Annotated in this window: 22 protein-coding genes and 1 pseudogene; 21 read left to right on the top strand and 2 right to left on the bottom strand. The window is 30.8% G+C overall.

The features are described 5' to 3' along the window. Window positions 1–11: 11 nt before the first annotated feature. The 18 genes and pseudogenes from CRN98_RS11965 (at window position 12) to CRN98_RS11880 (ending at window position 16,314) form a co-directional block, all read left to right on the top strand. Window positions 12–371 (top strand): NifB/NifX family molybdenum-iron cluster-binding protein, encoded by a 360-nt coding sequence (locus CRN98_RS11965; RefSeq protein ID WP_097027659.1) that lies wholly within the window; start codon window positions 12–14, stop codon window positions 369–371. A gap of 150 nt (window positions 372–521) precedes the next feature. Continuing rightward, window positions 522–1,312 (top strand): annotated as a pseudogene (locus tag CRN98_RS11960) (TraX family protein). 172 nt (window positions 1,313–1,484) lie between these two features. Beyond that, on the top strand, window positions 1,485–2,324 hold the full coding sequence (locus tag CRN98_RS11955) for a hypothetical protein (RefSeq protein WP_097027658.1): 840 nt from the start codon (window positions 1,485–1,487) through the stop codon (window positions 2,322–2,324). A 17-nt stretch (window positions 2,325–2,341) separates the two neighbouring features. Continuing rightward, window positions 2,342–3,229, top strand: a complete 888-nt coding sequence (locus tag CRN98_RS11950) for an ABC transporter ATP-binding protein (RefSeq protein ID WP_097027657.1) — start codon at window positions 2,342–2,344, stop codon at window positions 3,227–3,229. 3 nt (window positions 3,230–3,232) lie between these two features. Further along, window positions 3,233–3,997 (top strand): hypothetical protein, encoded by a 765-nt coding sequence (locus CRN98_RS11945; protein ID WP_097027656.1) that lies wholly within the window; start codon window positions 3,233–3,235, stop codon window positions 3,995–3,997. Between the two features lie 113 nt (window positions 3,998–4,110). After that, window positions 4,111–4,827 (top strand): response regulator transcription factor, encoded by a 717-nt coding sequence (locus CRN98_RS11940; RefSeq protein WP_097027655.1) that lies wholly within the window; start codon window positions 4,111–4,113, stop codon window positions 4,825–4,827. 2 nt (window positions 4,828–4,829) lie between these two features. Next, a complete protein-coding gene (locus CRN98_RS11935) occupies window positions 4,830–6,233 on the top strand; it encodes a HAMP domain-containing sensor histidine kinase (protein WP_097027654.1) in 1,404 nt (467 codons plus the stop codon). A 198-nt stretch (window positions 6,234–6,431) separates the two neighbouring features. After that, window positions 6,432–7,268 carry a DegV family protein gene (locus tag CRN98_RS11930; RefSeq protein ID WP_097027653.1) on the top strand — a complete coding sequence of 279 codons (837 nt, stop codon included), beginning with the start codon at window positions 6,432–6,434 and terminating at the stop codon, window positions 7,266–7,268. 333 nt (window positions 7,269–7,601) lie between these two features. Next, window positions 7,602–8,294, top strand: coding sequence for a GntR family transcriptional regulator (locus CRN98_RS11925; RefSeq protein ID WP_097027652.1), 693 nt, complete (start codon window positions 7,602–7,604; stop codon window positions 8,292–8,294). Between the two features lie 144 nt (window positions 8,295–8,438). Continuing rightward, on the top strand, window positions 8,439–9,467 hold the full coding sequence (locus tag CRN98_RS11920; protein WP_097027651.1) for a TRAP transporter substrate-binding protein: 1,029 nt from the start codon (window positions 8,439–8,441) through the stop codon (window positions 9,465–9,467). Between the two features lie 63 nt (window positions 9,468–9,530). Further along, a complete protein-coding gene (locus tag CRN98_RS11915) occupies window positions 9,531–10,025 on the top strand; it encodes a TRAP transporter small permease (RefSeq protein WP_097027650.1) in 495 nt (164 codons plus the stop codon). 1 nt (window position 10,026) lies between these two features. Beyond that, window positions 10,027–11,307, top strand: coding sequence for a TRAP transporter large permease (locus CRN98_RS11910; RefSeq protein ID WP_097027649.1), 1,281 nt, complete (start codon window positions 10,027–10,029; stop codon window positions 11,305–11,307). A gap of 43 nt (window positions 11,308–11,350) precedes the next feature. Beyond that, window positions 11,351–12,556, top strand: coding sequence for an aconitase X catalytic domain-containing protein (locus CRN98_RS11905; RefSeq protein ID WP_097027648.1), 1,206 nt, complete (start codon window positions 11,351–11,353; stop codon window positions 12,554–12,556). Further along, the gene (locus tag CRN98_RS11900) at window positions 12,556–12,963 is read left to right on the top strand and encodes an aconitase X swivel domain-containing protein (protein ID WP_097027647.1); all 408 of its coding nucleotides are present in this window, start codon (window positions 12,556–12,558) and stop codon (window positions 12,961–12,963) included. The genes CRN98_RS11905 and CRN98_RS11900 overlap by 1 nt, the downstream gene beginning before the upstream one ends. 48 nt (window positions 12,964–13,011) lie before the next feature. Then, a complete protein-coding gene (locus CRN98_RS11895; RefSeq protein WP_207653590.1) occupies window positions 13,012–14,325 on the top strand; it encodes a nickel-dependent lactate racemase family protein in 1,314 nt (437 codons plus the stop codon). Between the two features lie 20 nt (window positions 14,326–14,345). Beyond that, entirely contained in the window at window positions 14,346–15,308 is a 963-nt protein-coding gene (locus tag CRN98_RS11890) for a C-terminal binding protein (RefSeq protein WP_097027646.1), read from the top strand. Window positions 15,309–15,446: 138 nt separating this feature from the next. Next, window positions 15,447–15,707, top strand: a complete 261-nt coding sequence (locus tag CRN98_RS11885; protein WP_097027645.1) for an autorepressor SdpR family transcription factor — start codon at window positions 15,447–15,449, stop codon at window positions 15,705–15,707. 10 nt (window positions 15,708–15,717) lie between these two features. Continuing rightward, a complete protein-coding gene (locus CRN98_RS11880) occupies window positions 15,718–16,314 on the top strand; it encodes an SdpI family protein (RefSeq protein WP_097027644.1) in 597 nt (198 codons plus the stop codon). Window positions 16,315–16,359: 45 nt separating this feature from the next. On the opposite strand, the gene CRN98_RS11875 is transcribed toward CRN98_RS11880, so the two are convergent. Together CRN98_RS11875 and CRN98_RS11870 are read right to left on the bottom strand one after the other, a co-directional pair. Continuing rightward, window positions 16,360–16,740 (bottom strand): YmaF family protein, encoded by a 381-nt coding sequence (locus CRN98_RS11875; RefSeq protein ID WP_097027699.1) that lies wholly within the window; start codon window positions 16,738–16,740, stop codon window positions 16,360–16,362. A 294-nt stretch (window positions 16,741–17,034) separates the two neighbouring features. Continuing rightward, window positions 17,035–17,313, bottom strand: coding sequence for a YmaF family protein (locus CRN98_RS11870; protein WP_097027643.1), 279 nt, complete (start codon window positions 17,311–17,313; stop codon window positions 17,035–17,037). Window positions 17,314–17,669: 356 nt separating this feature from the next. Between CRN98_RS11870 and CRN98_RS11865 the strand changes: the two genes are divergently transcribed. The 3 genes from CRN98_RS11865 (at window position 17,670) to CRN98_RS11855 (ending at window position 21,222) form a co-directional block, all read left to right on the top strand. Next, window positions 17,670–18,152 carry a hypothetical protein gene (locus CRN98_RS11865; protein ID WP_179632118.1) on the top strand — a complete coding sequence of 161 codons (483 nt, stop codon included), beginning with the start codon at window positions 17,670–17,672 and terminating at the stop codon, window positions 18,150–18,152. Between the two features lie 270 nt (window positions 18,153–18,422). Continuing rightward, window positions 18,423–19,829: a Trk system potassium transporter TrkA gene (gene trkA / locus CRN98_RS11860; protein ID WP_097027642.1), complete on the top strand. Its 1,407-nt coding sequence runs from the start codon at window positions 18,423–18,425 to the stop codon at window positions 19,827–19,829. Further along, window positions 19,780–21,222, top strand: coding sequence for a TrkH family potassium uptake protein (locus CRN98_RS11855; protein ID WP_097027641.1), 1,443 nt, complete (start codon window positions 19,780–19,782; stop codon window positions 21,220–21,222). Before trkA ends, CRN98_RS11855 begins: the two co-directional genes overlap by 50 nt. Window positions 21,223–21,273 lie beyond the last annotated feature (51 nt).

The raw sequence follows: 21,273 nt of genomic DNA, 5'->3' as shown, positions 1-21,273 counted from the left end.
AGGTAATAAACATGAAAATTGCAATGCCAAAAGATGGAGAAGTACTAAATCAACATTTTGGAAGAAGCAGAAGCTTTGCTATTATAACATTAGATGAAAATAAGGTTATAGATACTAAAGAAATTTCTGCAGAAAGCTTACAGCATAATCATGGTGGACTTGCTGCTTTGCTTGAGGATGAAGGAATTTCTTTAGTTATTACTGGAGGAATAGGAGCAGGAGCTTACAATTCTTTAGAAGAAAAAGGATTTAAAGTTATAAGAGGGGCTTCAGGTAAAATTGAAGATATAGTTAATGAATATATAAAAGGTAATCTACAAGATAAGCAGACTATGTGTAATCATCATCATGGAGAGCATCACCATAATTAATAGAGAAGAAAAGAAGAACTACCATAAAGGTGGTTCTTTTTTTGTATTATATAATAAATTGTAAGGTTTATTTAATATTACAGTTATCATGAGTTAAGTTTGTTTCTCTATAATTGAATTGAAATGATAATTATAGAGGGAGTGTAATAAATGAAAGAAAAAGGACTTACAGGATTTCAATTAAAAATAATCGGACTATTACTTATGATATTTGATCACATTCATGAATTTTTTAATTTTGCAGGGGATATTCCTGTAGCTTTTAATTGGGTAGGAAGAATAGTAGCACCTATATTTATATTTATGACAGTAGAAGGGTATACACATACTCGAAGTAAAAAAAGTACATGCTTAGGCTATATTTGGGTTCAATTGTAATGAATGCAGGAAATTACTTGATTCCTAATTATTTTAAGAGAACAGATTCTTTGGGATTAATGAATAATATATTTACTACTTTATTTATCATTACTGTATATCTATGCATTATAGATTTTATAACAAAGGCAATAAAAGAAAAAGATGCATTGAAAATATTTTTAGGTATGGTAGCATTCATACTACCTATAGCTCTAGGAATATTTATGATTATGAATATAGAAACCTTAATGTATTTGATTTTTGTTATTCCAACACCTCTTTTTGTTGAAGGGGGACCTGTATTTGTAATTATAGGGATAGTAATATATTTACTAAGAAGAGATAGAAAAAAATTAATAATTGTATATGTAATAATAAGTTTAGCTATTGCATTTACGGGGGAACTTAGTATTAAAGGATTATTCTTTGCAAATTATCAATGGATGATGGTTTTTGCAGCTCCACTATTCTACTTGTATAATGAGAAAAAAGGAAAGGGAATGAAGTATTTGTTTTACATATTCTATCCAGCTCATATATATATCTTTTACATTATTTCATGCTACATTATGAATAAATAAAATAAAGGTAGGTTGTGTAGTAATTTACAACCTACCTCTATTATTTTGTGGAATTTTAGAGAATAACAGAAGTTTTATAATTGTAAGGTTTAATTAAGATTCAGGTTATCAAGGATTAAGTTTGGGGAGTTAAAATATTTTTGTAGTCAAGAAAACACAGGAGGAAGAAATAATGATCACGTGGGAAATAAAAAAAATACTTAAATCAAAAAATGGAAGAATTGCTTTAATATTATTTTTTATCCTTTGTACATCTATGATATTTATGAAACCACAATTAGAAGTGGTAAGTCATTATAAAAATAGTGTTGATTTTTGGAAGGTATTTAACTATAGAGCATTTCATCCACTTATGACATTTATTATGCTTATTATCATAATAAACGTTTTTTCAAACATCTATACAGATGAGATTATATCAACTGTGGATAATTTGATTTTATCATCAAGAAATAAAAACAAAGTTTTGTATTCAAAATTAGCTTTAAGTATAGGAGTCCCAACAATTTTATATGCTGTGTATTTAGCAGCACAATTTATAATCACATATATACAGTACGGAAAACCCATTAATGGAGGGTTACAGGCTATAAAAATATTGGACAATCCATTTTTAGTTAAAGAGGGCTATACAATATACGGATTTATACTACTTAAAATAGGTATTATCCTTATAATTCTTACAACCTTAGGAGTGCTCGCAAGCTTAATTTCATTTATTACTAAAAATTCTATTCAATCTACAAGCGGATTTTTAATCTTCATATTTTTAGGTAAAGTAATAACTTTAATTAAATGGCTGCCAAAGACAGTATTACTGATATTCTCAAAAATTAATTATGTAGACTTAATATTCAACTTTCAGGAATTCGCTGGAGTTTATTCTGGAACATTAAAAATATTTAATATGAGTTTAGATATAACAAATTTATGCATGAGTATTTTAATAGGTACTTTATTTACAGGAATATTTTTATGCACAATTACCTTTAAAAAGTTTATAACAAGATAAAATAGGAGGAATTAATTATGAATAAACTTGAAATAAAAAACTTAACTAAAAGCTATGAAAGGAAAAAAGCAAATAATAATATAACACTTACATTGGAGAATGGAGTATATGGACTTTTAGGACCTAATGGAGCAGGTAAAACAACTCTAATGAAACAAATAACTACATTAATTAAGCCTACAAGTGGAGAGATAATTTACAATGGTAAAAATATTTATAGTATAGAAGATAGATACAGAGGGGTTATAGGTTATTTACCACAAGAGTTTGGAGTTTACAAAAACTTTTCAGCTAAGAAGTTTTTACAGTATGTAGCAGCATTAAAAGGCTTAGATAAAAGGGAAGTAGATAAAAAAATAGATGAACTATTAAATTTAGTTGGATTATATGATGTAAGAAATAAGGCTGTTGGAAAGTTTTCAGGAGGAATGAAAAGAAGAGTGGGCATTGCTCAGGTGCTACTAAATGACCCTAAGATTATAATACTAGACGAGCCTACAGCAGGATTGGATCCTCAAGAGAGAACAAGATTTAGAAATCTATTATCAGAGATATCAAAAGATAAGATAATAATACTTTCAACTCATATTATTTCCGATATAGAATCTATAGCAAAAGAAACTATTATGATAAAAAATGGTGAAATAATTATGAAGGGAAGCCATAGAGAAATTCTATCTGATATGAATGGAAAAGTATATAGAATAAGAACTAATGATGAAAATCAATTAGCAGAAATACAAAATAAATATAAGGTAGTAAATCTTCAACGTGGAATAGATTTTACTGAACTTAGAATTGTAAGCGATAAAAGCATACCTTATGAAAATGCAGAGGTTATAGAAGCAAAATTTGAGGATGTTTATATGTTTTATTTCGATTTAGAAAACACAAGGGAGGTATAATAAATGGGTACACTTATAAAAGCAGAATTAAGAAAAATGTTATGTAAGAAAAGTGTTTTGATAACCTGGGTAGCCTCACTATTTTTAGGAATGTTATTAATTCACAATGGTACTATAAGTGAAATTTATGCAGATGCTTTTTATAAAAGTTATGGATATACTCCTATAATGGGTCTTATTATGTTTATGATTTTGTCTGGTGCATATACTGTAGAGTATGATTCTAATATGAGCGATTTAATAAATACCACAGAAAATGGAAAGAAAAAGTTAGTTATAGCCAAGGGAATAGGAGCTGGTATAGCAGCTTCTATAGTAAATCTATCTCTAGTGATAATAATATATTTAGATGGAATTAGAAAAGCAAATTTTAAGGATTTAGATATGCCTATAAAAAATCTTTGGTACTTCAAAGGAGCAAATTCAAATTTAAATGTACTTCAAATGATGATAATAGTAATTATTACAGTAATTATAGGCTCTTTTTTCTTCTCACAACTAGGTTTATATTTATCAGCTATAAGTAAATCGGCTTCCATGCCATTTGTTTTTGGTGGTTTGATTATGGGAATTCCATATATATTAGAAAATATTTTACCTAGTAAATTTATTGTTATAACTCCGCTATGGGGAATGATGTCTTCACAGTTAATTAAGTATAACGCAAGCTTATGGGTAATAGTAATTCAAGGGATAATATTTATAGTGAGTTATTTAATTTTTCCTAGATTAACATATAATGCATTTACTAAAGAAAATAAAAAATAAGATGAAAAGAAGAACCAAACTAAAATATTGTTTGGTTCTTCTTTCATGGTATATTTAATATAAGTGCTCAGTTATTGGAATAATAATATTAAAATATGACAGGAGTGTTTAATATGGAAATGTCATTAAGTAAAAAAAAGATATTAATAATTGATGATGAAGAGGATATATTGAATCTATTATCTATGGTGTTAAAAAAAGAAGGTTTTGAAAATATATATACAGCAGAGGAAGCAGAAAGTGGATTTACCTTATTTAAAAGAGTTAATCCAGATATTATTCTTTTAGATATTATGCTGCCTGATGAGGAAGGATACGAGGTTTGCAAAAAAATCAGAGAAACATCTAATGTTCCTATTTTATTTATATCAGCAAAAACTGAAGAAATTGATAGAGTACTAGGTTTTGCATTAGGGGGAGATGATTATATAACAAAACCTTTTAGTACTAAGGAAGTAGCATATAGAATAAAAGCTCATTTAAGAAGAAGTAGTTATAATGATAAAGATGAAAATAAGAATACTATATTGAATCTTGGACCTTTTCAAATAGATGAAGAAAAAATAGAGGTTAGGAAAAATGGAGAACTAATAGAATTAAAACCCAAAGAATATAAAATGTTTTTGTATATGGCAAGGCATCCTAATCAAATTATGAGCAAGGAAAAATTATGCAGTGAAGTTTGGGGAGAAGATTATATAGGGTTTGACAACACTATAATGGTACATGTAAGAAGATTAAGGGAGAGAATTGAAGAGGATCCATCTAATCCAAAGTATATTATTAATATAAAAGGCTTAGGATATAAATTTATTTTAAAGGATGAATAGATATGAACTTAAAAATAACAGGCAGATTTATTATAACTGTAGTATTAGTTTCTATTATTGTAGCAGTTATTAATATTATTGGAGGAGTTATTCTTATATTTAATCAAAATAATACCAAAATAATAAATGATATTAATTATTCCTTACCAGAGGATTTTACAAGAGAGTTCCAAGAGTATTTGATAGAAGATAAAGATAGAATATCTATAAATAATACAGGGAAAAAACTATTAAAAGAAAAAGAAGCTTGGATACAAATTTTAGATGAGACAGGAAATGAAGTTTATAATTATGAAAAGCCCGTTAAAATAAGAAATCATTACACTCCTATGGAACTCATACATGCATATAAGTATACTTTAGATGATGCATCCACCATATTTTTATCAGAAAAGAGCATTGGAGATAGGAGTTATAGTTATATAATAGCATTTCCATTTGAGAAGATACATAGAAATGTTATTTCTTATGATTCCTATAACTTAAGGAATAGTTTAAAATTTGGAATGTATATGATTTTATTTGTTGATTCCTTTATAGCTTTATTATTTGGGTATTTGTTTAGTAGAAAACTTACAAAACCATTAGTAAATATTATAAATGATGTCAAAAGTCTTTCAGAGGGAGAATATAATTTAGAAAGAAAAGAAGAAGGAATTTATAAGGAAGTTTACCATAATATAAATAATTTATCTTCAGAACTTAGAAGTAATGAAGAAGAAAGAAAAAAATTAGATAAAATGAGGGAAGAATGGATATCAAATATTTCTCATGATATAAAAACACCATTAGTTTCAGTAAAAGGATATGCTGAAGCACTATCTAGTGAGAAATATAATTATACAAAAGAAGAAGTGAGAGAATACAGCAAAATAATAGAGAATAAATCTAACTATATAAAAGAACTTATAGATGATTTAAATTTAAGCACTAGATTAAAGAATAAAGTTCTTATTTTAAACTTAAAAAATACTAATATTGTAAGCTTGGTAAGAGGAGTTGTAATAGATATTTTGAATAATCCTCAAACTGCCAATGTAAACATTAATTTTTTACCAGCAAGAGAAGTTATTGAAAAAGATGTAGATGAAATACTCATAAAAAGAGTTGTTACCAATATTCTGTATAATGCTATAATTCATAATGATAAAAATGTTAGTATAGAAGTTAAAGTAGAAAAGAGAGATAGAGTTCATATATTTATAATAGATAATGGAAAGGGAATTAAAGAAGAGGAATTAAAATATATTTTTGAAAGATATTATAGGGGGACAAATACAGGAAAAAGGCATAAAGGTTCTGGACTTGGCATGGCTATAGCAAAGGATATTATAAAAGCACATAACGGTATTATAGATATGAAGAGTAAGAGTGGAGTAGGAACTAAAGTTGAGATAATTCTTTAAAAAGATGCTAAATTCTCACCCAAAAGACGGCTCTAAAATTTAAATTGATGAAAATATTAAGTATTTCATATGATATAATATACAATAAAGTGTAGAATTTTGTAGTTAACATACATAAAGAACAATTATATTTAATTATAATGCAATTAGTTTATAGAGAAATAATTAGTTATGAAAAAATAAGGGGGAGGAATAGCTATGGCAGTAAAAATTGTTGCAGATAGTAGTTGTGATTTATCAAAGGAAATGAAGGAAAGCATGAATATTGAGATTGCGCCTTTAATTTTGCAATTACAGGATAAAAGTTATGTGGATGATGAGAACCTGAATATAAAAGATTATGTTGAGACTATGGATAAGTGCGAAACTTCACCAAAAACATCATGCCCATCTCCAGAGGATTATATGAAAAGATACCAAGGGAATGAAAGTGTTTTTGTAGTGACCTTATCTAATAAATTAAGCGGAAGTTACAATAGTGCTATTTTAGCTAAAAACATATTTTTAGAGGAAGTAGGTCAAAAGTTTATTCATGTATTTGACTCTTTAAGTGCTTCAGCTGGAGAAACTTTAGTTGCACTTAAAATTAATGAATTAGCTAAGAAAAATTTTAGTGATATAGAAATCCTAGAAAAGGTTACAAGCTATATAAAGGGAATGAAGACATTTTTCTTATTAGAAAGCTTAGATCATTTAGCAAAAGCGGGAAGACTAAATCCTGTCATTGCTAAATTTGCAAATATGCTATCCATCAAGCCTATTATGGGAGCTACAGATGAAGGTACTATAAAATTAGTTGAAAAAACTAGAGGATATAAGAAAGCCTTTAAAAGATTTGTAGAGATTATTGGAGAAGAGGGCAGTAATTTGGAAGAAAAAGTACTTGGAATTGCACATTGTAATGCTCTAGATAAAGCATTAAATTTTAAGGACGAGGTATTAAAGAAATATAATTTTAAGGACATAGTTATTGTTGAAATGGGTGGATTAAGTTCAACATATGCAGATGATGGTGGAATAGTTATAGCCTTTTAGATATGGTTAAAGAAGAAATTAAAAAATAATAACATCATTAGAAAAAACGTGAAAAGAAAATTAAAGGTGCTAGGCTCGTGATAAATAATACACGAGTCTAGCACCTAATTTTATACCTTAAGTGAATATTTTAATAGAATAACACTTACTTGCAATGAATTTAGTAATTTACTTAACATCGATGATCAATTAAATTTTTTAAGTAGATACTCATATTTATAATGATAAATGAATATATATATAGAAAAAAATGTTCCAGGATGTAGTAAGCTGTATACAGGTTGTATATTGATTGAATATAGCTAGATATATTTACATTAAGGAGGGCTTTAAATGGAAAAATACGCAAGCTTAAAAGGTATGAAAAAGAATGGAATTAAGAATCTTACTAGCATTGCTTACGATACGATAAAAAATTCTATTATCAATAACGAAATTAAACCTGGAGATCGCTTAAGCGAAACTATAATTGCAGAAACTTTAGGTATGAGTAGAACACCTATACGAGAGGCTATAAAAATTTTAGAAAGTGAAGACTTAGTAGAAGTACACAATGGTGTTGGAATTTTTGTTAAGCATGTTACCATAAAAAATATTTATGAATTATTTGAGGTAAGGGCAGCGCTGGAATGTACTGCATTACGATCAGCTTTAGAAAATATTACAGAAGATGAAATAAACCACATTGGAGAAAAGTGGATACACTTAAAAAACAGAGCTGATTTAGGTGAAAAAATTGATTTAGACGAAATTGCACATTGGGACAGTGAATTACATTCCCTTATCGTTAGAAAGTGTAAAAATAATTATTTAATTGATATTATGAGTAGTATAAAATTAAAAGTCTTAAGATTTCAACGGATGTCTGCTAAATCATTAGGCAATGAAAAGGATACCATAAATCAACACCTGGAGATCTTAAAGGTAATGAAGGAAAGAGATATTGATAAATTGTCACAGTTATTAAGAATTCATATTAAAAAAGCAGGCGAAAATATCGCAAATAACCCTGATTGGAATTATTAATTCATAAAGTTAACCCATTAAATTATTATAAAAACCTCAAACTATTATAGTTAAAAAACCAGGAGGTGTTAAATAAAGAAAGTTAATTTATCTGTAAAAAGTTAATTTGTTTATAGTGGGTTTAATAAGAAGGGGGAAATTAGTATGAAAATGAAAAAGTTATTATCAATTTTATTAACTGTTTCTTTGGATTGTTCTCTTATGATTGGTTGCTCAAATAAAGGTGGGGATTCTAAAGAGACAAACGGTTCTAAAAAAGTTGTAATTAAACTGGGGCATGTTGAGGCTGAAGATCGATCAACCCATAAGGCATCTTTAGAGTTTAAAAAGTATGTTGAAGAACAATCTAAGGGTGCAGTTACTGTAGAAATATATGCAAATGCACAGCTTGGCGGAGATAGAGAAATGACAGAGGCTGTGTCGCTTGGAACTATACAAATGACTATGCCATCTACATCAGTACTTACCACCTATAGTCCTAAGTTTGGAATACTTGATATGCCTTTTGTATTTAACAATGCTGAAGCTGCATTTAAAGCTGTAGATTATGAGCTTGGTACTGAGCTTAGTGAAAATTTGGAAAAGGTAGGTATCCATAACTTTGGTTACAATTACAACGGAGTAAGAAATATAACTAATAGCAAACGTCCGATAAATGAACCTAAAGATCTTGAAGGTGTAAAGATGAGAGTTATGGAAAGTCCAGTATTTATTGATATGTTTAAGTGCCTAGGGTCAAATGCTACCCCTATGGGCTTTGGAGAATTGTTTACTGCATTACAGCAGGGCACTGTAGATGGACAAGAAAATGCTGCTTCATTGATTTATGCAACAAAATTTCAGGAAGTACAGAAATATCTTAGCTTAACAAATCATACCTATGGATTTTTAGCTGTAATTATAAATGACAAATTCTACAAGGGTTTACCAGAGGATATTCAGAAGATCGTTGCTGACGGTGCTAAAAAGTATTTAATCGATTATCAAAGAAAGTTAGAACTTGAAGATAATGATAAATATATTGAAAAACTTAAATCAGAGAGCATGAAGGTAAATGAAGTAACACCTGAAAATCATGCTAAGTTTGTAGAAGCAGTTAAACCTATGTATGAAAAATATAAAAAGGAAATCGGACAAGATATGTTTGATTTAGCAGCTAAGGCTAACAAATAAAAAAGGAAGGGGAAATCCTTCCCTTCCTCAAATAAATAAATATAATATGGGGGATGGTTGCAATTGGGTAAATTATCACGCTACTACAATAAGTTAGAAGAATATTTGCTAGTTGCTAGTTTGATTTTTACTGTAATTATTGTTTTTATACAAGTAATAATGAGATATTTATTTAATTCTTCATTATCGTGGAGCGAAGAATTAACACGTTATATTTTTATATGGCAGACATGGCTAGGTGCAAGTGTAGGACTTAAGAACCGTAAGCATATTAATATAGAACTTTTAAATGGAGTTCTTAAAGAAAGAGGACAAAGAGTTATAAATATAATTGCATTAATTATTTGGTTTGGCTTCTGTATTTTTTTAGTTTTTAATGGAAGTGAACTTGTAATGGATTTAGTTAATAAAGGTTCAGTATCATCTGGAATGAGGATTCCTATGTATTTTGTTTATGCTGCGTTACCTTTTAGTGCAGGTATTATGGCACTAAGATTATTAGGTCAAATATATGAAATGATTATAAAGGGACCTAAGGCAAAGGAGAGTGAGGTTTAATATGGAAGCTATCGTATTATTTGGATCATTTGCTTTGCTTATATTACTCAGTGTTCCTGTAGGATTTGCAATTGGCATAGCAACACTTGTGTCACTGGCACTATTTTCAGATATTCCTTTAGTGCTTATTACTCAAAACTCTATAACAGGAATTAACTCTTTTCCTTTAATGGCGATACCATTTTTTATACTAGCAGGTAATTTAATGAGTACAGGTGGTGTTGCAAAAAGACTTTTAAATTTTGCAAGTCTTTGCTTTGGAGCCATTACTGGAGGACTTGGAATGGTAACTACTGTTGCATGTATGTTTTTTGCAGCTATATCTGGTTCCGCAGTGGCTACTACATCAGCTATTGGAGCCTTTATGATACCAGCTATGAAAGAGAAAAAATGCGATGTTGGATTCAGCGCATCCTTAGCAGCTGCTGCTGGAACCATAGGAGTTATTATTCCACCCAGTATTCCCTTTGTAATTTATGGAGTTGTTACTGGAACTTCAATAAGTGATCTTTTTATTGCAGGGCTTATTCCAGGAATACTTATGGGAGTAGTACTTATAATAGCCTGCTATATTTTATCAAAGAAACATGGCTATAAAGGTACTGGGTATTGGCCAAAACCAAGAGAAGTATGGACTTCTTTTAAGGATGCATTTTGGGCACTCATGGCTCCTGTAGTAGTACTAGGAGGTATATATTCAGGAATGTTCACTCCTACTGAAGCTGCTGTAGTATCAGTTGTATATTCATTAATTATTGGAGCCTTTGTTTATAAAGAGTTAGATTTAAAAGGAATTTATAAAGCTTTATATGACACTATTGTAATCAATGGAATAACAACTTTCATGGTTGGACTTTCTATGGCATTTGCAAGTTACCTTAGCTTACAACAAATTCCTGCTGCTATAGCAGGTACACTTCTTGGAATTACCACTAATAAGTTCTTACTATTATTAATAATAAATTTATTCTTACTTGGAGTTGGATGTCTAATTGACAATATACCTGCAACAATTATATTATCTCCAATTCTACTTCCAGTTGTTATGAAACTTGGAATGTCACCAATAACTTTTGGTGTCATGCTTACAATGAATTTAGCTATTGGATTTATAACTCCACCCTATGGAATTAATCTTTTTGTTGCATCAGCGGTAGGAAACATCTCTATAGGGGGAATGATGAGGTATATCAAGTGGTTTTTAGGCGCATTACTCATTGCACTAGCAATAACAACTTATATACCAGCCACTACAATGTTTTTAGTGAACTTATTGAAATGAATATAAGTAAATTTATTTAATTATGATTTTAGGGGGGTAACTTATGGAATTGACAAGAGAACAACAGGATATGTTAGATGGAAAATATGGTGAAGGTACTGCTCTTGCTATGAAAATTCAAGTAGCAATTGGAGAATCTTTCGATGCTAAGCGTATGGTGCCAATTACAAGAGCTCACGTTGCATTAAGTAATCAAGAAGCAGATTTATGGTTTGCAGAAAGACTTTTAAAGGCTGGAGCACATTGCAAAATTGCTCCTACAGTTAATCCAGGTTTTTGTTTAGCATACTTTAAAAAGCTTGGAACAGTTACAGATGAGTATGCATCATTAATGAAAAGAACTCATAATGCATATAAAAATTTAGGTGCAGTTTTATCATACAATTGTACACCATATCTAGGAACTAATATCCCTCATTATGGAGAAGTGGTGGCATTTTCAGAATCCAGTGCAACTCCATATGTTAATTCAGTTTGGGGAGCAAGAAGTAATCGTGAAGCTGCTCAAAGTGCACTATGCGCTGCTATAACTGGCTTTGTACCAGAATATGGTCTTCTCTTTGATGAAAACCGTAAGGGAGATATACTTGTTGAAGTTCAAGCAGATATGAAGTCGGATTTTGAATATCATCTTTTAGGTTATATGGGTAAAAAAATTGGCAATGGAATTCCAGTATTTACAGGACTTCCAAAAACAATTTCTCAAGAAGCTCTTATGAACCTTGGTGCACAACTTAATACTTCTGGAGCATACGGAATGTATCATATAGTAGGAGTAACTCCTGAAGCATCAACCCTAGAAGAGGCTTTTGGCGGAAAAGAGCCTAAAAGAAAAGTTGTTATAACAGATGAGGATTTACAAGATATTCTTGAACAGATATCAGAACCTGGAAATAGAAAAATTGACTTTGCATTATTTGGATGTCCACATTTTACACTAGATCAAGTTCAGGAAATTGCAGGTATTGTAAAGGGAAAGAAACTGGCTGTAAGTCTTTGGGTAATGACTTCTAGTCATACTAAAGAGATGGCTGATAGAATGGGATTACTTGAAATTATTCGAGAAGCTGGTGGAGACATTATTGAAGATACTTGTTCGGATCAACCTTGTTGGCACTTCTTAAGCGGAAAAGTAGGAGTTACAGATTCGCCTAAGCTTGCTTATTACCCAAAACGTAGAGGAATTAATTTAATTATTAGAGATTTAAATACATGTGTTGAAGCAGCATTGAAAGGAGAAATAAAATAATGAGTAAAGAAGTATTTTCCTGTCATAAAATTTCCGAAGGCGTTGTAGAGGGAGAAGTCTTAATATCAACAGATGATATAATGTTTTATTTAATTGATCCAAAGACAGGTATTTGTATCGAAAAGGGACATTCTTTAGAGGGGAAAAGTGTATCAAAAAAGATTTTGGTATTCCCCGGCTCAAAGGGAAGCTCTGTGGTTCAAGCTGATGGACTTTATCAACTTACCTTAAATGATAATGCACCTAAGGGCATGATTATTCAAAATCCTGAAACAGTAATTGTAGCTAGTGCTATCATTATTGGAACTCCAATGGTAGATAAGGTTGATCCAAAATTTTACGAAATTGTTAAGGATGGAGATATGGTAAGAGTAGATACGAACACTGGAGAAATTACACTTTTGTAAAGGTATTAGTAAAAATTTATAGAATAATATTAAGAGGGTGTATTTAATATGAACGAAAGCATGAAAATTATTAGAGTGCCCTATGGTGATAAGGAGATGCAGGCTTCTATACCTGCGTCATCCTTCCTTTTTAATGGAGAGATGACAAAGTTTCCACCTATAGAGGATTTTGAAAAGTCGTTGCTAGATAAGCTAGAAAATCCAATTGGCTGTGAAGCATTAAAAAATCAAGTTAAGAAAGACGATAAAATTTTAATATTAATTGATGATAATACAAGAGTTACTCCAGTAAATAAGATACTTCCTGTATTAATAAAATATCTTACTAATGATATGGGGATACCTCTTAAAAATATTGAAATATTAACTGCGCCTGGGACTCATCGAGTAATGACACAAGAGGAAATCCTTGAAAAGGTTGGAGAAGAAATCTTTGAAACAGTTAAAATTAGTCAACATGATTTTACAGATAAAAGTGCACTTGTTGATATGGGAACTATTGAAGCAGATGGAATGAAGTTTCCTATTCATGTAAACAAAAAAGTTCAGAAAGTTGATTATATCATAGGGCTTGGAAATATAATACCACACTCAGATGCAGGCTACTCGGGTGGTGGGAAAATTGTTCAGCCTGGAATATGTGGATCTGCTACCACATCAGCTACACATGTTGCAGGAGCTCTTATGGACAGGATTCCCTTAGGAAATATTGAGACAAATCCTTGCAGAAAGGGAATAGAAGAAGTAGCTAGGATAGTTGGACTTAAGTTTATTATAAATGTAGTTATGACACCAGATGGAGAGGTTACAGGAATTTTTGCAGGAGATTTTATAAAAGCTCATAGGGAAGGAGCAAAGCTTGCATCAAAAGTTTATGGAGTGGAGATACCTGAACTTGCTGATATCGTTGTGGTAAGTTCTAGTCCTTGTGATATTGATTATTGGCAAGCTGAAAAGGGACTTATATCTGCATATTTTAGTGTGAAAAAGGATGGATATATTATATTTGTTGCTCCATGCTATGAAGGACTGGTTCATAATCATCCAAAATTAATAGAATGGGCAAAGGCTTCCTATGAAGAAGCTAAAAATACAGTAGGAAAAATTCCCTTAGATGAGGATGAAGCTGATTTAGTGGCTGCAGATATAGCCATGGGAAATGCTAGAGTGAGAGAAAGAGCAAAAATACTTATTATTACAGAAGGTTTAAATGATAAAGAAATCTCGATTCTTGGCTATAAAAAATTTGCAACTCTACAGGAAGCGGTTGATTATGCCCTAAAGGAAATCCCCCGGGGGAAAATTGGAGTTTTGCCTCGTGGAGGAGATTGTTTACCTAAGTGCCACCCACATGGCAAGTAGCAAGTAAGATGAGGTGAGAAATGTCAAAATTTATATGGATTATCGATGGGGATTGGAAAGAATATAATATTGAAGAAAAAATGCTAAAAGAAAATTTATCTGAGTATGAAATGAAATACTCCGGCAGAGATTTTCATAATGATTTGGAAACCTTTGGCAAATATGCTGAGGCTATTATTGTACAAATAGATATTAAAATTTCTCAACAGGTTATTGATAAGCTGCAAGATTGTAAAATAATATCGGTATATGGAATTGGGTATAACAATATTGATGTAAAGTATGCTAAAGGTAAGGGAATAATAGTTGCAAATGCTCCAAGTTATTGCATTGAAGAGGTTTCAGATCATATAATATCCTTTATTTTTGAGTTCTACAAGAGTCTTAATTACTATAAGGAAAAAATTAAGCAAGGGCTTTGGGGAGTAGATACCATGGATTATATTCCAAAAAGAATTAAAGAATCAGTGCTATTTCTTATTGGATTTGGCAAAATCGCCAAACTAGAAGCAAAGAAAGCAAAGGCTCTTGGAATGAACGTCGTAGTTTATGACACATATGTTAACGATGCTGAACTTAAGGACTATGGAGTAAAGGGAGTAACTTTTCAAGAAGGACTTAAGCTTTCAGATTATGTAAGTATAGCAGTACCTCTTAGCGAAAATACAAGAGGTATGATTGGAATGAACGAATTAAAACTTATGAAAAAAAGTGCTGTACTTTTAAATGCCTCAAGAGGAGAAATTATTATCGAAGATGAACTGATTGATGCAGTTAAAAGTGGCATCATAAGAGGGGCTGGTTTAGATGTGGTTTGTAATGAACCGCCAGATCCTGAAAGCGAAATATTAAGGGTAGATAACATTATAGTAACGCCTCACATTTCATATGCAAGTAAAGAATCTATGATTGAGTTAAGGGAAACAGTTGCTTTAAATGTTGTTGAGGCATTAAATAACATAAAGGTCAAAAATAGTGTTTAAAAAATAATGTCCTCCTAATTTTTTAGGAGGATATTTTTATTGTAAATGGTTGCATTTATATAAAACATATGTATAATGTAAGTATAGATATTTAACTAATTAGCTAAATATCTATACTTACAAGAAAGGAGCTATTGTATGAGTAAAGCATTTAAAGCATTAAGTGATGAAACTCGAAGGGAGATATTAAAGCTTTTAAATAATAGTGATATGAGTGCAGGAGAAATATCGGAGCATTTTAATATGTCTAAGCCTTCAATATCTAAACATCTGGATATTTTAAGAGAAGCAGAACTTATTACCTCAGAAAAAAAGGGCCAATTTGTGATTTATTCCATAAACACTACAATACTTCAAGAGGTTCTTGGGAACTTCTTAGATATATTTACAAAGAAATAGGAGGATTAAAATGAGGAAATTTGATTTTACAAGAGTACTATTTTTAACTGCATCTATAATAATATTATTTTTAGGCTTTCTAATTCCTGAAAGTAACTTAGCTGCAATATTTATGCTTGTTTTAATTATTATTTTATTAGTTATATTTGATATTCGAGCGGCTAAAATAACAAAGCTTTCAGAGGATAATCCTAAAGTTAGAACCGTGAGAAATATAAATAGAATGATTATGGCTATCATTGTTATTTGTTTTTTATTCATAGCAGTAACACAAAATAAAAGTATATCTTCTAGTAAGAATAATGAATTAATAATAGTTGGTTTAATTTCAGTTTTCATCATGGCATTTGGTAATGTTTCGCCTAAAATACCTTTTAATAGATATTTAGGACTAAGACTTCCTTGGACTATAAGAGATGAAGAAACTTGGAAGATTGCTCATAAAGTACTTGGATATGTATCATTTCCACTAGCAATAATACAATTTATACTAGTATTTTTCTTTAGTATGGATAAGGTAACTACTGCATCTATACTTACATGGATTGCAATACCAGGACTATATTCATTACGATTTTATTACAAGAAAATGAAAAATAGTGTTTAAAATAATATAATAGAGTCGTCAGTTAAGACGACTCCGTAAAATATATTAATCACCTATAGGATTGTCAATTAGTGTACCAAATATAAAATCATGCATATGGCCATCGTCGCAAGTAGTTGTTCCACTAACGAAGTGTATATGCCTACCTTCGCCAACCCATATAGCTTCTCCTGTTCTAGCTCCTACTTCATGGTGATGGTTCTCATAAAAGTCTGTGTTTCCTAAAAGTTGGTGAACATGACTTCTACCAGATTGAATAGCTTCGCTAGTAACTCCAGCAAAACGATGGTTGTGTGGGTCGACATTTGCTTCAGCAATTCTAGTACTGCCTAGATATTCGTGTACGTGAGATTGGCAGTCAACGTCGCTACATTCAAAGGGCCTGTTACCGTGACATTTATCATGACATTTATCGCGATGTCTCATATCACAATCATCTCTATCATCTCTATCACAATCATCTCTATCATCTCTATTATAAGCTGTATTAATATACATAGTAAATATCCTCCTTTTAAATAGACAAGCTTTGCTTATCTTAGTATATACTATGAAGAAGCAGTTAAAATGTTACTATGTAGGCAGCAGAAAATATGAAACTGGGATATATATGAAAATATGTAAATGATATTATAAAACATAGAAGTAACGTGCATAATAAATAGCTGCCATACAGGATGGCAACTAACTAAAAAGGAATTAATAATATACAGGATCCTATTAATCAGCGCTAGTACAACCGGATATATAATGAATGTGACCATCTGCACATTTTACTCTAGTTTCAAAATAGTGATAGTGAAGTCCGTTTGGTAGTGCTATTGCTGGACCTGTTCTGGTTTCATAATCATGGTCATGATAATCAAGAAATGTTGTTTCACCTTTCATACAATGTGTATGGGGTACTCCAGTTGGTGCAATAGAGGTAATACCACCATAATGATGAACATGGCAATCGTCAAAGGATGTTGTGCCTGTATAACTGTGAGAATGTTTCATTACGATTCCTCCTAAATTTTTTTAAGTATTAACAGTATATGATGGTTTTAGTAATTTGGTGCTAGGCATGTATAAAATAGACAATGAATTAAGTAAACAATGAATTAAGTAAACAATGAATTAAGTAAACAATGAATTAAGTAAACAGGTAATATACTTATTTATCAATAAGAAAATAAGCTAATAACGAATAGCAGCAAAACAGAAAGTAAAATGTTTCCGTCATAAATTGTTAATAATATTGATACTTAATTGTGACAATAACTGAGTAATATTAATAGAAGATGTTGCTGCAAAAATAATAAATTTGTAATTTATAATATAAGCCTTTATGGCAGAAATGGAGACAAATTATTATGAAACTTAAAGATGAAAAAGTGTCTAAAAAATCAAGAAAACCTTCTATTTCAACTATTATGTATGTTGTTGCTTCAATTGTAGCTATAGCCGGAGTTACAATATTAGTTAATAATATTATTCTATTTAGAAATACTGTCAATCAATATGTAGCGCAGGGTTTTGATTATGCTATGGTTGCCAAGCAACTAATTCCAGTGCAATTATTGCCTGGAATATGTGAACCAGTTGCTTTATATGGAGGCATGTCATTTGCTTTATTAGGTATAGGTGCGATCAATAAAAATACTTCAAAATCCTTAATATTGCTAACCAAGGGTGATGATTGCAATGATATTATTGAAGAAAGCATTTTATTAGAAGAGGATACTTTAAAGGAAAATGTTAGTGATATACAAAATGAAGAAGTAACTGAACAAGAAGAAACTAAGGAGGAAGCTACACAAGAAACTGCAGAGGAAGTTAAGGAGATAACTTTATAGTTATTTCCTTTTTTTATGTCTCGTTAGTGAGGAATTTATATAGAAGTATATTTATTTTGATGATTATAAATATTTTAATTACTTCGAATAAGAGAAATGTCAATAAAGAGAAAGAAACAGTTATTTCTTAAGGAAATTGTAGGCCATTTAGATATTAAGATGTTGAAGTAAAACGTGCAAAGTCTTATAATGAATATTAATTATAAGCAATTAACAAAAAGTACATATTTTTAAGTAAACGTTTAATAAAGAAAGACCTTGGAGGACATGATGAAAATTATAATTATTGGAGCAGGTAAGGTAGGTTATAATTTGGCAGATAACCTGGAAAAAGAAGGACATGATGTAACAATTATTGATAAAAATCCTGAAATTTTGAGAAAAGCAGAAGAAAGCTTAGATGTTATGTGCATTAAAGGAAGTGGAGTCAGCACTAGCACACTTTTAGAGGCAGGGGTAAGCAGAGCAGATTTACTAATTGCAGTTACAAATAGTGATGAGGTAAACATGGTTTGTTGTCTTACTGCAAAGAAATTAAAGGCAGCTCATACTGTTGCAAGAATTAGAGATCCAGAATATGCAAGGGAACTTTTTTTATTAAAAGAAGAGTTAGAGCTTGAAATGATTATTAATCCAGAACTTGCTGCTGCAGATGAAATCGCACAAATGATTAATTTTTCTCCAGCAATAAACGTAGAGTATTTTGCAAAGAGGAGAGTAAAGCTTGTTCAGCTCAAAATTACAAAGGACATGCCTATTGTAGGTAAAAGCCTAGAAAGAATTGTAGAAAAAGCTAATCTTTCTGTACTAGTTGGAGTTATTGTAAGAGGGGATGAAGTAATTGTTCCAAATGGCAAGTTTATAATTAAAGAAGATGATAAGATTCATGTAATAGGGAAATCCTCCAGTATTTATAATTTTTGCAAGATAGCTGGGATTTTGCCACAAAGATTAAAAAATATTATGATACTTGGCGGAGGAAGAATTGCCTATTATCTTTCAAATATTTTATCTGACATGGGTATGAATGTGAAAATCGTTGAAATTAATAAAGACAGGTGTATAGAGCTTGCAGAACTTCTACCTAAAGTACTGGTAATAAATGCGGATGGTACTGAGGAAGAATTTTTGTTATCTGAAAATATAAAGGGCGTAGATGGATTTATTGCAGCTACGGGAGTGGATGAGGAAAACCTTTTATCTTCTTTGATGGCTAAGCAAAATGGAGTTAAAAAGGTTATTACAAAAGTAAGTAGAACAAGATATAACAATATTGTAACTAGTCTTGGAATTGATAATATAATAAGTCCTAAGGAGATTATTACAAATCAGATCTTAAAATATGTAAGAGGAAATAATATAGAGTCTTTATATAGAATAGTTGAAGGAAAAGTTGAAATACTTGAATTTATAGCAAACAAGGAAAGTAAATTTTTAAATACACCATTAAAGCAATTAAAGTTTAAACAAGATGTCATTATTGCAACAATAGTTAGAAAAGATAAAATTATCATCCCTCATGGCAATGATAGCATACAAAATGGAGATCGTGTTATTGCTATAGCTAAGGAAAAAAATACAAATGATTTACATGACTTAATTAGTAGCTTAAATGGAGGGATAAATAGTGAATTTTGGAATGGTATTAAGAAGCTTGGCAATATTATTAACCTGTGAAGGACTAGTGATGATTCCATCACTTTTTGTAGCAATGATATATGGAGGATATGATGTAAAAGCCTTTGCGATTACAATTGGGATTTTATTATCGCTAGGAGTGCTAGGCTTATTTAAACGACCTAAGAACAAAAGCATATACACAAGAGATGGTTTCGCAATTGTAGCAATTGGATGGCTACTTACTTCATTTTTTGGAGCTCTTCCTTTTGTAATTAGTGGAGCTATACCTTCTATGGTAGATAGTTTTTTTGAGGCAAGTTCTGGTTTTACAACTACTGGCGCAACTATACTTACTAATGTTGAAGCGTTACCTCATGGGATTCTATTTTGGAGAAGTTTTACCCACTGGGTTGGGGGAATGGGAGTGCTTGTTATGACTCTTGCAATACTTCCATCTGCAGGGGCTGGCACTCTCCAAATTATGAAAGCTGAAAGTCCGGGTCCAAATCCAGGTAAGCTAGTGCCTAAGATGGGCCAAACTGCAAAGATTTTATATGGAATATATATAGTAGTTACAATTATTTTAGCTATATTACTTAAAATAGCTGGAATGACGTGGTATGATTCGCTTATACATGCCTTTGGAACAGTAGGAACTGGAGGATTTTCTGATAAAGCCCTGAGTGTTGGAGCATACAATAATATATGGGTAGAGGTTATAATTACATTTTTTATGCTTGTATGTGGTGCAAATTTTTCTCTATACTATCAGGCGCTGAAGGGTAATATTAAGGGGATTTTTAAAGATGAAGAGCTTAAATTTTATATTGGCGTGGTTTTAATCTCAATTTTACTTATAACATTAAATATTCATGGAAGTATCTTTAAAACCGTAGGAGAATCTTTAAGACATTCTTCCTTTCAGGTAGCTTCTATTATAACAACTACAGGATATGCTACCACAGATTTTAATCTATGGCCGCTTTTTAGTAAAATGATTTTGTTAAGCTTAATGTTTTTTGGTGGATGCGCTGGGTCAACGGCAGGAGGAATAAAAAATATTAGGTTTTTACTACTGTTTAAAATTATACGAAGAGAGCTATTAAAGATAATTCATCCAAAGGCAGTATATACTGTAAAGTTTGGTGATAAATCTGTAGATGAAGAAACTCTTAAGGGCATAACATCATTTTTCTTTGTATATATGGCTATATTTCTTGGGACAATTTTAATTGTTTCCTTGGAAGGGTTTGATACAATGACAACTATATCAGCTGTTGCAACATCTATAGGAAATGTTGGTCCAGGATTTGAAATAGTTGGCCCTATGGGAAGTTTTTCGGATTTTTCTAATTTAAGTAAAGTGGTGCTATCTATGTGCATGATTATAGGTAGACTTGAAATTTATCCTATATTATTACTTTTTGTGCCAGAGTTCTGGAAAAAGTAGCAATCAACCCTGGAGTGCCTCCTAATTTTGGGAGGCATTTTTTTTAGAAAA

The organism is Clostridium peptidivorans, assembly GCF_900205925.1.
Taxonomy (GTDB): domain Bacteria; phylum Bacillota; class Clostridia; order Clostridiales; family Clostridiaceae; genus Clostridium_AK; species Clostridium_AK peptidivorans.
Note: the sequence above shows the minus strand (reverse complement) of the source record. Positions and strands in the feature narration are given on the sequence as shown.

Excerpts from the sequence above, each read along its gene's own strand:
- CRN98_RS11965 (WP_097027659.1), top strand. The coding sequence starts at position 12 with ATGAAAATTGCAATGCCAAAAGATGGAGAAGTACTAAATCAACATTTT.
- CRN98_RS11955 (WP_097027658.1), top strand. The coding sequence starts at position 1,485 with ATGATCACGTGGGAAATAAAAAAAATACTTAAATCAAAAAATGGAAGA.
- CRN98_RS11950 (WP_097027657.1), top strand. The coding sequence starts at position 2,342 with ATGAATAAACTTGAAATAAAAAACTTAACTAAAAGCTATGAAAGGAAA.
- CRN98_RS11945 (WP_097027656.1), top strand. The coding sequence starts at position 3,233 with ATGGGTACACTTATAAAAGCAGAATTAAGAAAAATGTTATGTAAGAAA.
- CRN98_RS11940 (WP_097027655.1), top strand. The coding sequence starts at position 4,111 with ATGGAAATGTCATTAAGTAAAAAAAAGATATTAATAATTGATGATGAA.
- CRN98_RS11935 (WP_097027654.1), top strand. The coding sequence starts at position 4,830 with ATGAACTTAAAAATAACAGGCAGATTTATTATAACTGTAGTATTAGTT.
- CRN98_RS11930 (WP_097027653.1), top strand. The coding sequence starts at position 6,432 with ATGGCAGTAAAAATTGTTGCAGATAGTAGTTGTGATTTATCAAAGGAA.
- CRN98_RS11925 (WP_097027652.1), top strand. The coding sequence starts at position 7,602 with ATGGAAAAATACGCAAGCTTAAAAGGTATGAAAAAGAATGGAATTAAG.
- CRN98_RS11920 (WP_097027651.1), top strand. The coding sequence starts at position 8,439 with ATGAAAATGAAAAAGTTATTATCAATTTTATTAACTGTTTCTTTGGAT.
- CRN98_RS11910 (WP_097027649.1), top strand. The coding sequence starts at position 10,027 with ATGGAAGCTATCGTATTATTTGGATCATTTGCTTTGCTTATATTACTC.
- CRN98_RS11905 (WP_097027648.1), top strand. The coding sequence starts at position 11,351 with ATGGAATTGACAAGAGAACAACAGGATATGTTAGATGGAAAATATGGT.
- CRN98_RS11900 (WP_097027647.1), top strand. The coding sequence starts at position 12,556 with ATGAGTAAAGAAGTATTTTCCTGTCATAAAATTTCCGAAGGCGTTGTA.
- CRN98_RS11895 (WP_207653590.1), top strand. The coding sequence starts at position 13,012 with ATGAACGAAAGCATGAAAATTATTAGAGTGCCCTATGGTGATAAGGAG.
- CRN98_RS11890 (WP_097027646.1), top strand. The coding sequence starts at position 14,346 with ATGTCAAAATTTATATGGATTATCGATGGGGATTGGAAAGAATATAAT.
- CRN98_RS11885 (WP_097027645.1), top strand. The coding sequence starts at position 15,447 with ATGAGTAAAGCATTTAAAGCATTAAGTGATGAAACTCGAAGGGAGATA.
- CRN98_RS11880 (WP_097027644.1), top strand. The coding sequence starts at position 15,718 with ATGAGGAAATTTGATTTTACAAGAGTACTATTTTTAACTGCATCTATA.
- CRN98_RS11875 (WP_097027699.1), bottom strand. The coding sequence starts at position 16,740 with ATGAGACATCGCGATAAATGTCATGATAAATGTCACGGTAACAGGCCC.
- CRN98_RS11870 (WP_097027643.1), bottom strand. The coding sequence starts at position 17,313 with ATGAAACATTCTCACAGTTATACAGGCACAACATCCTTTGACGATTGC.
- CRN98_RS11865 (WP_179632118.1), top strand. The coding sequence starts at position 17,670 with ATGAAACTTAAAGATGAAAAAGTGTCTAAAAAATCAAGAAAACCTTCT.
- trkA (WP_097027642.1), top strand. The coding sequence starts at position 18,423 with ATGAAAATTATAATTATTGGAGCAGGTAAGGTAGGTTATAATTTGGCA.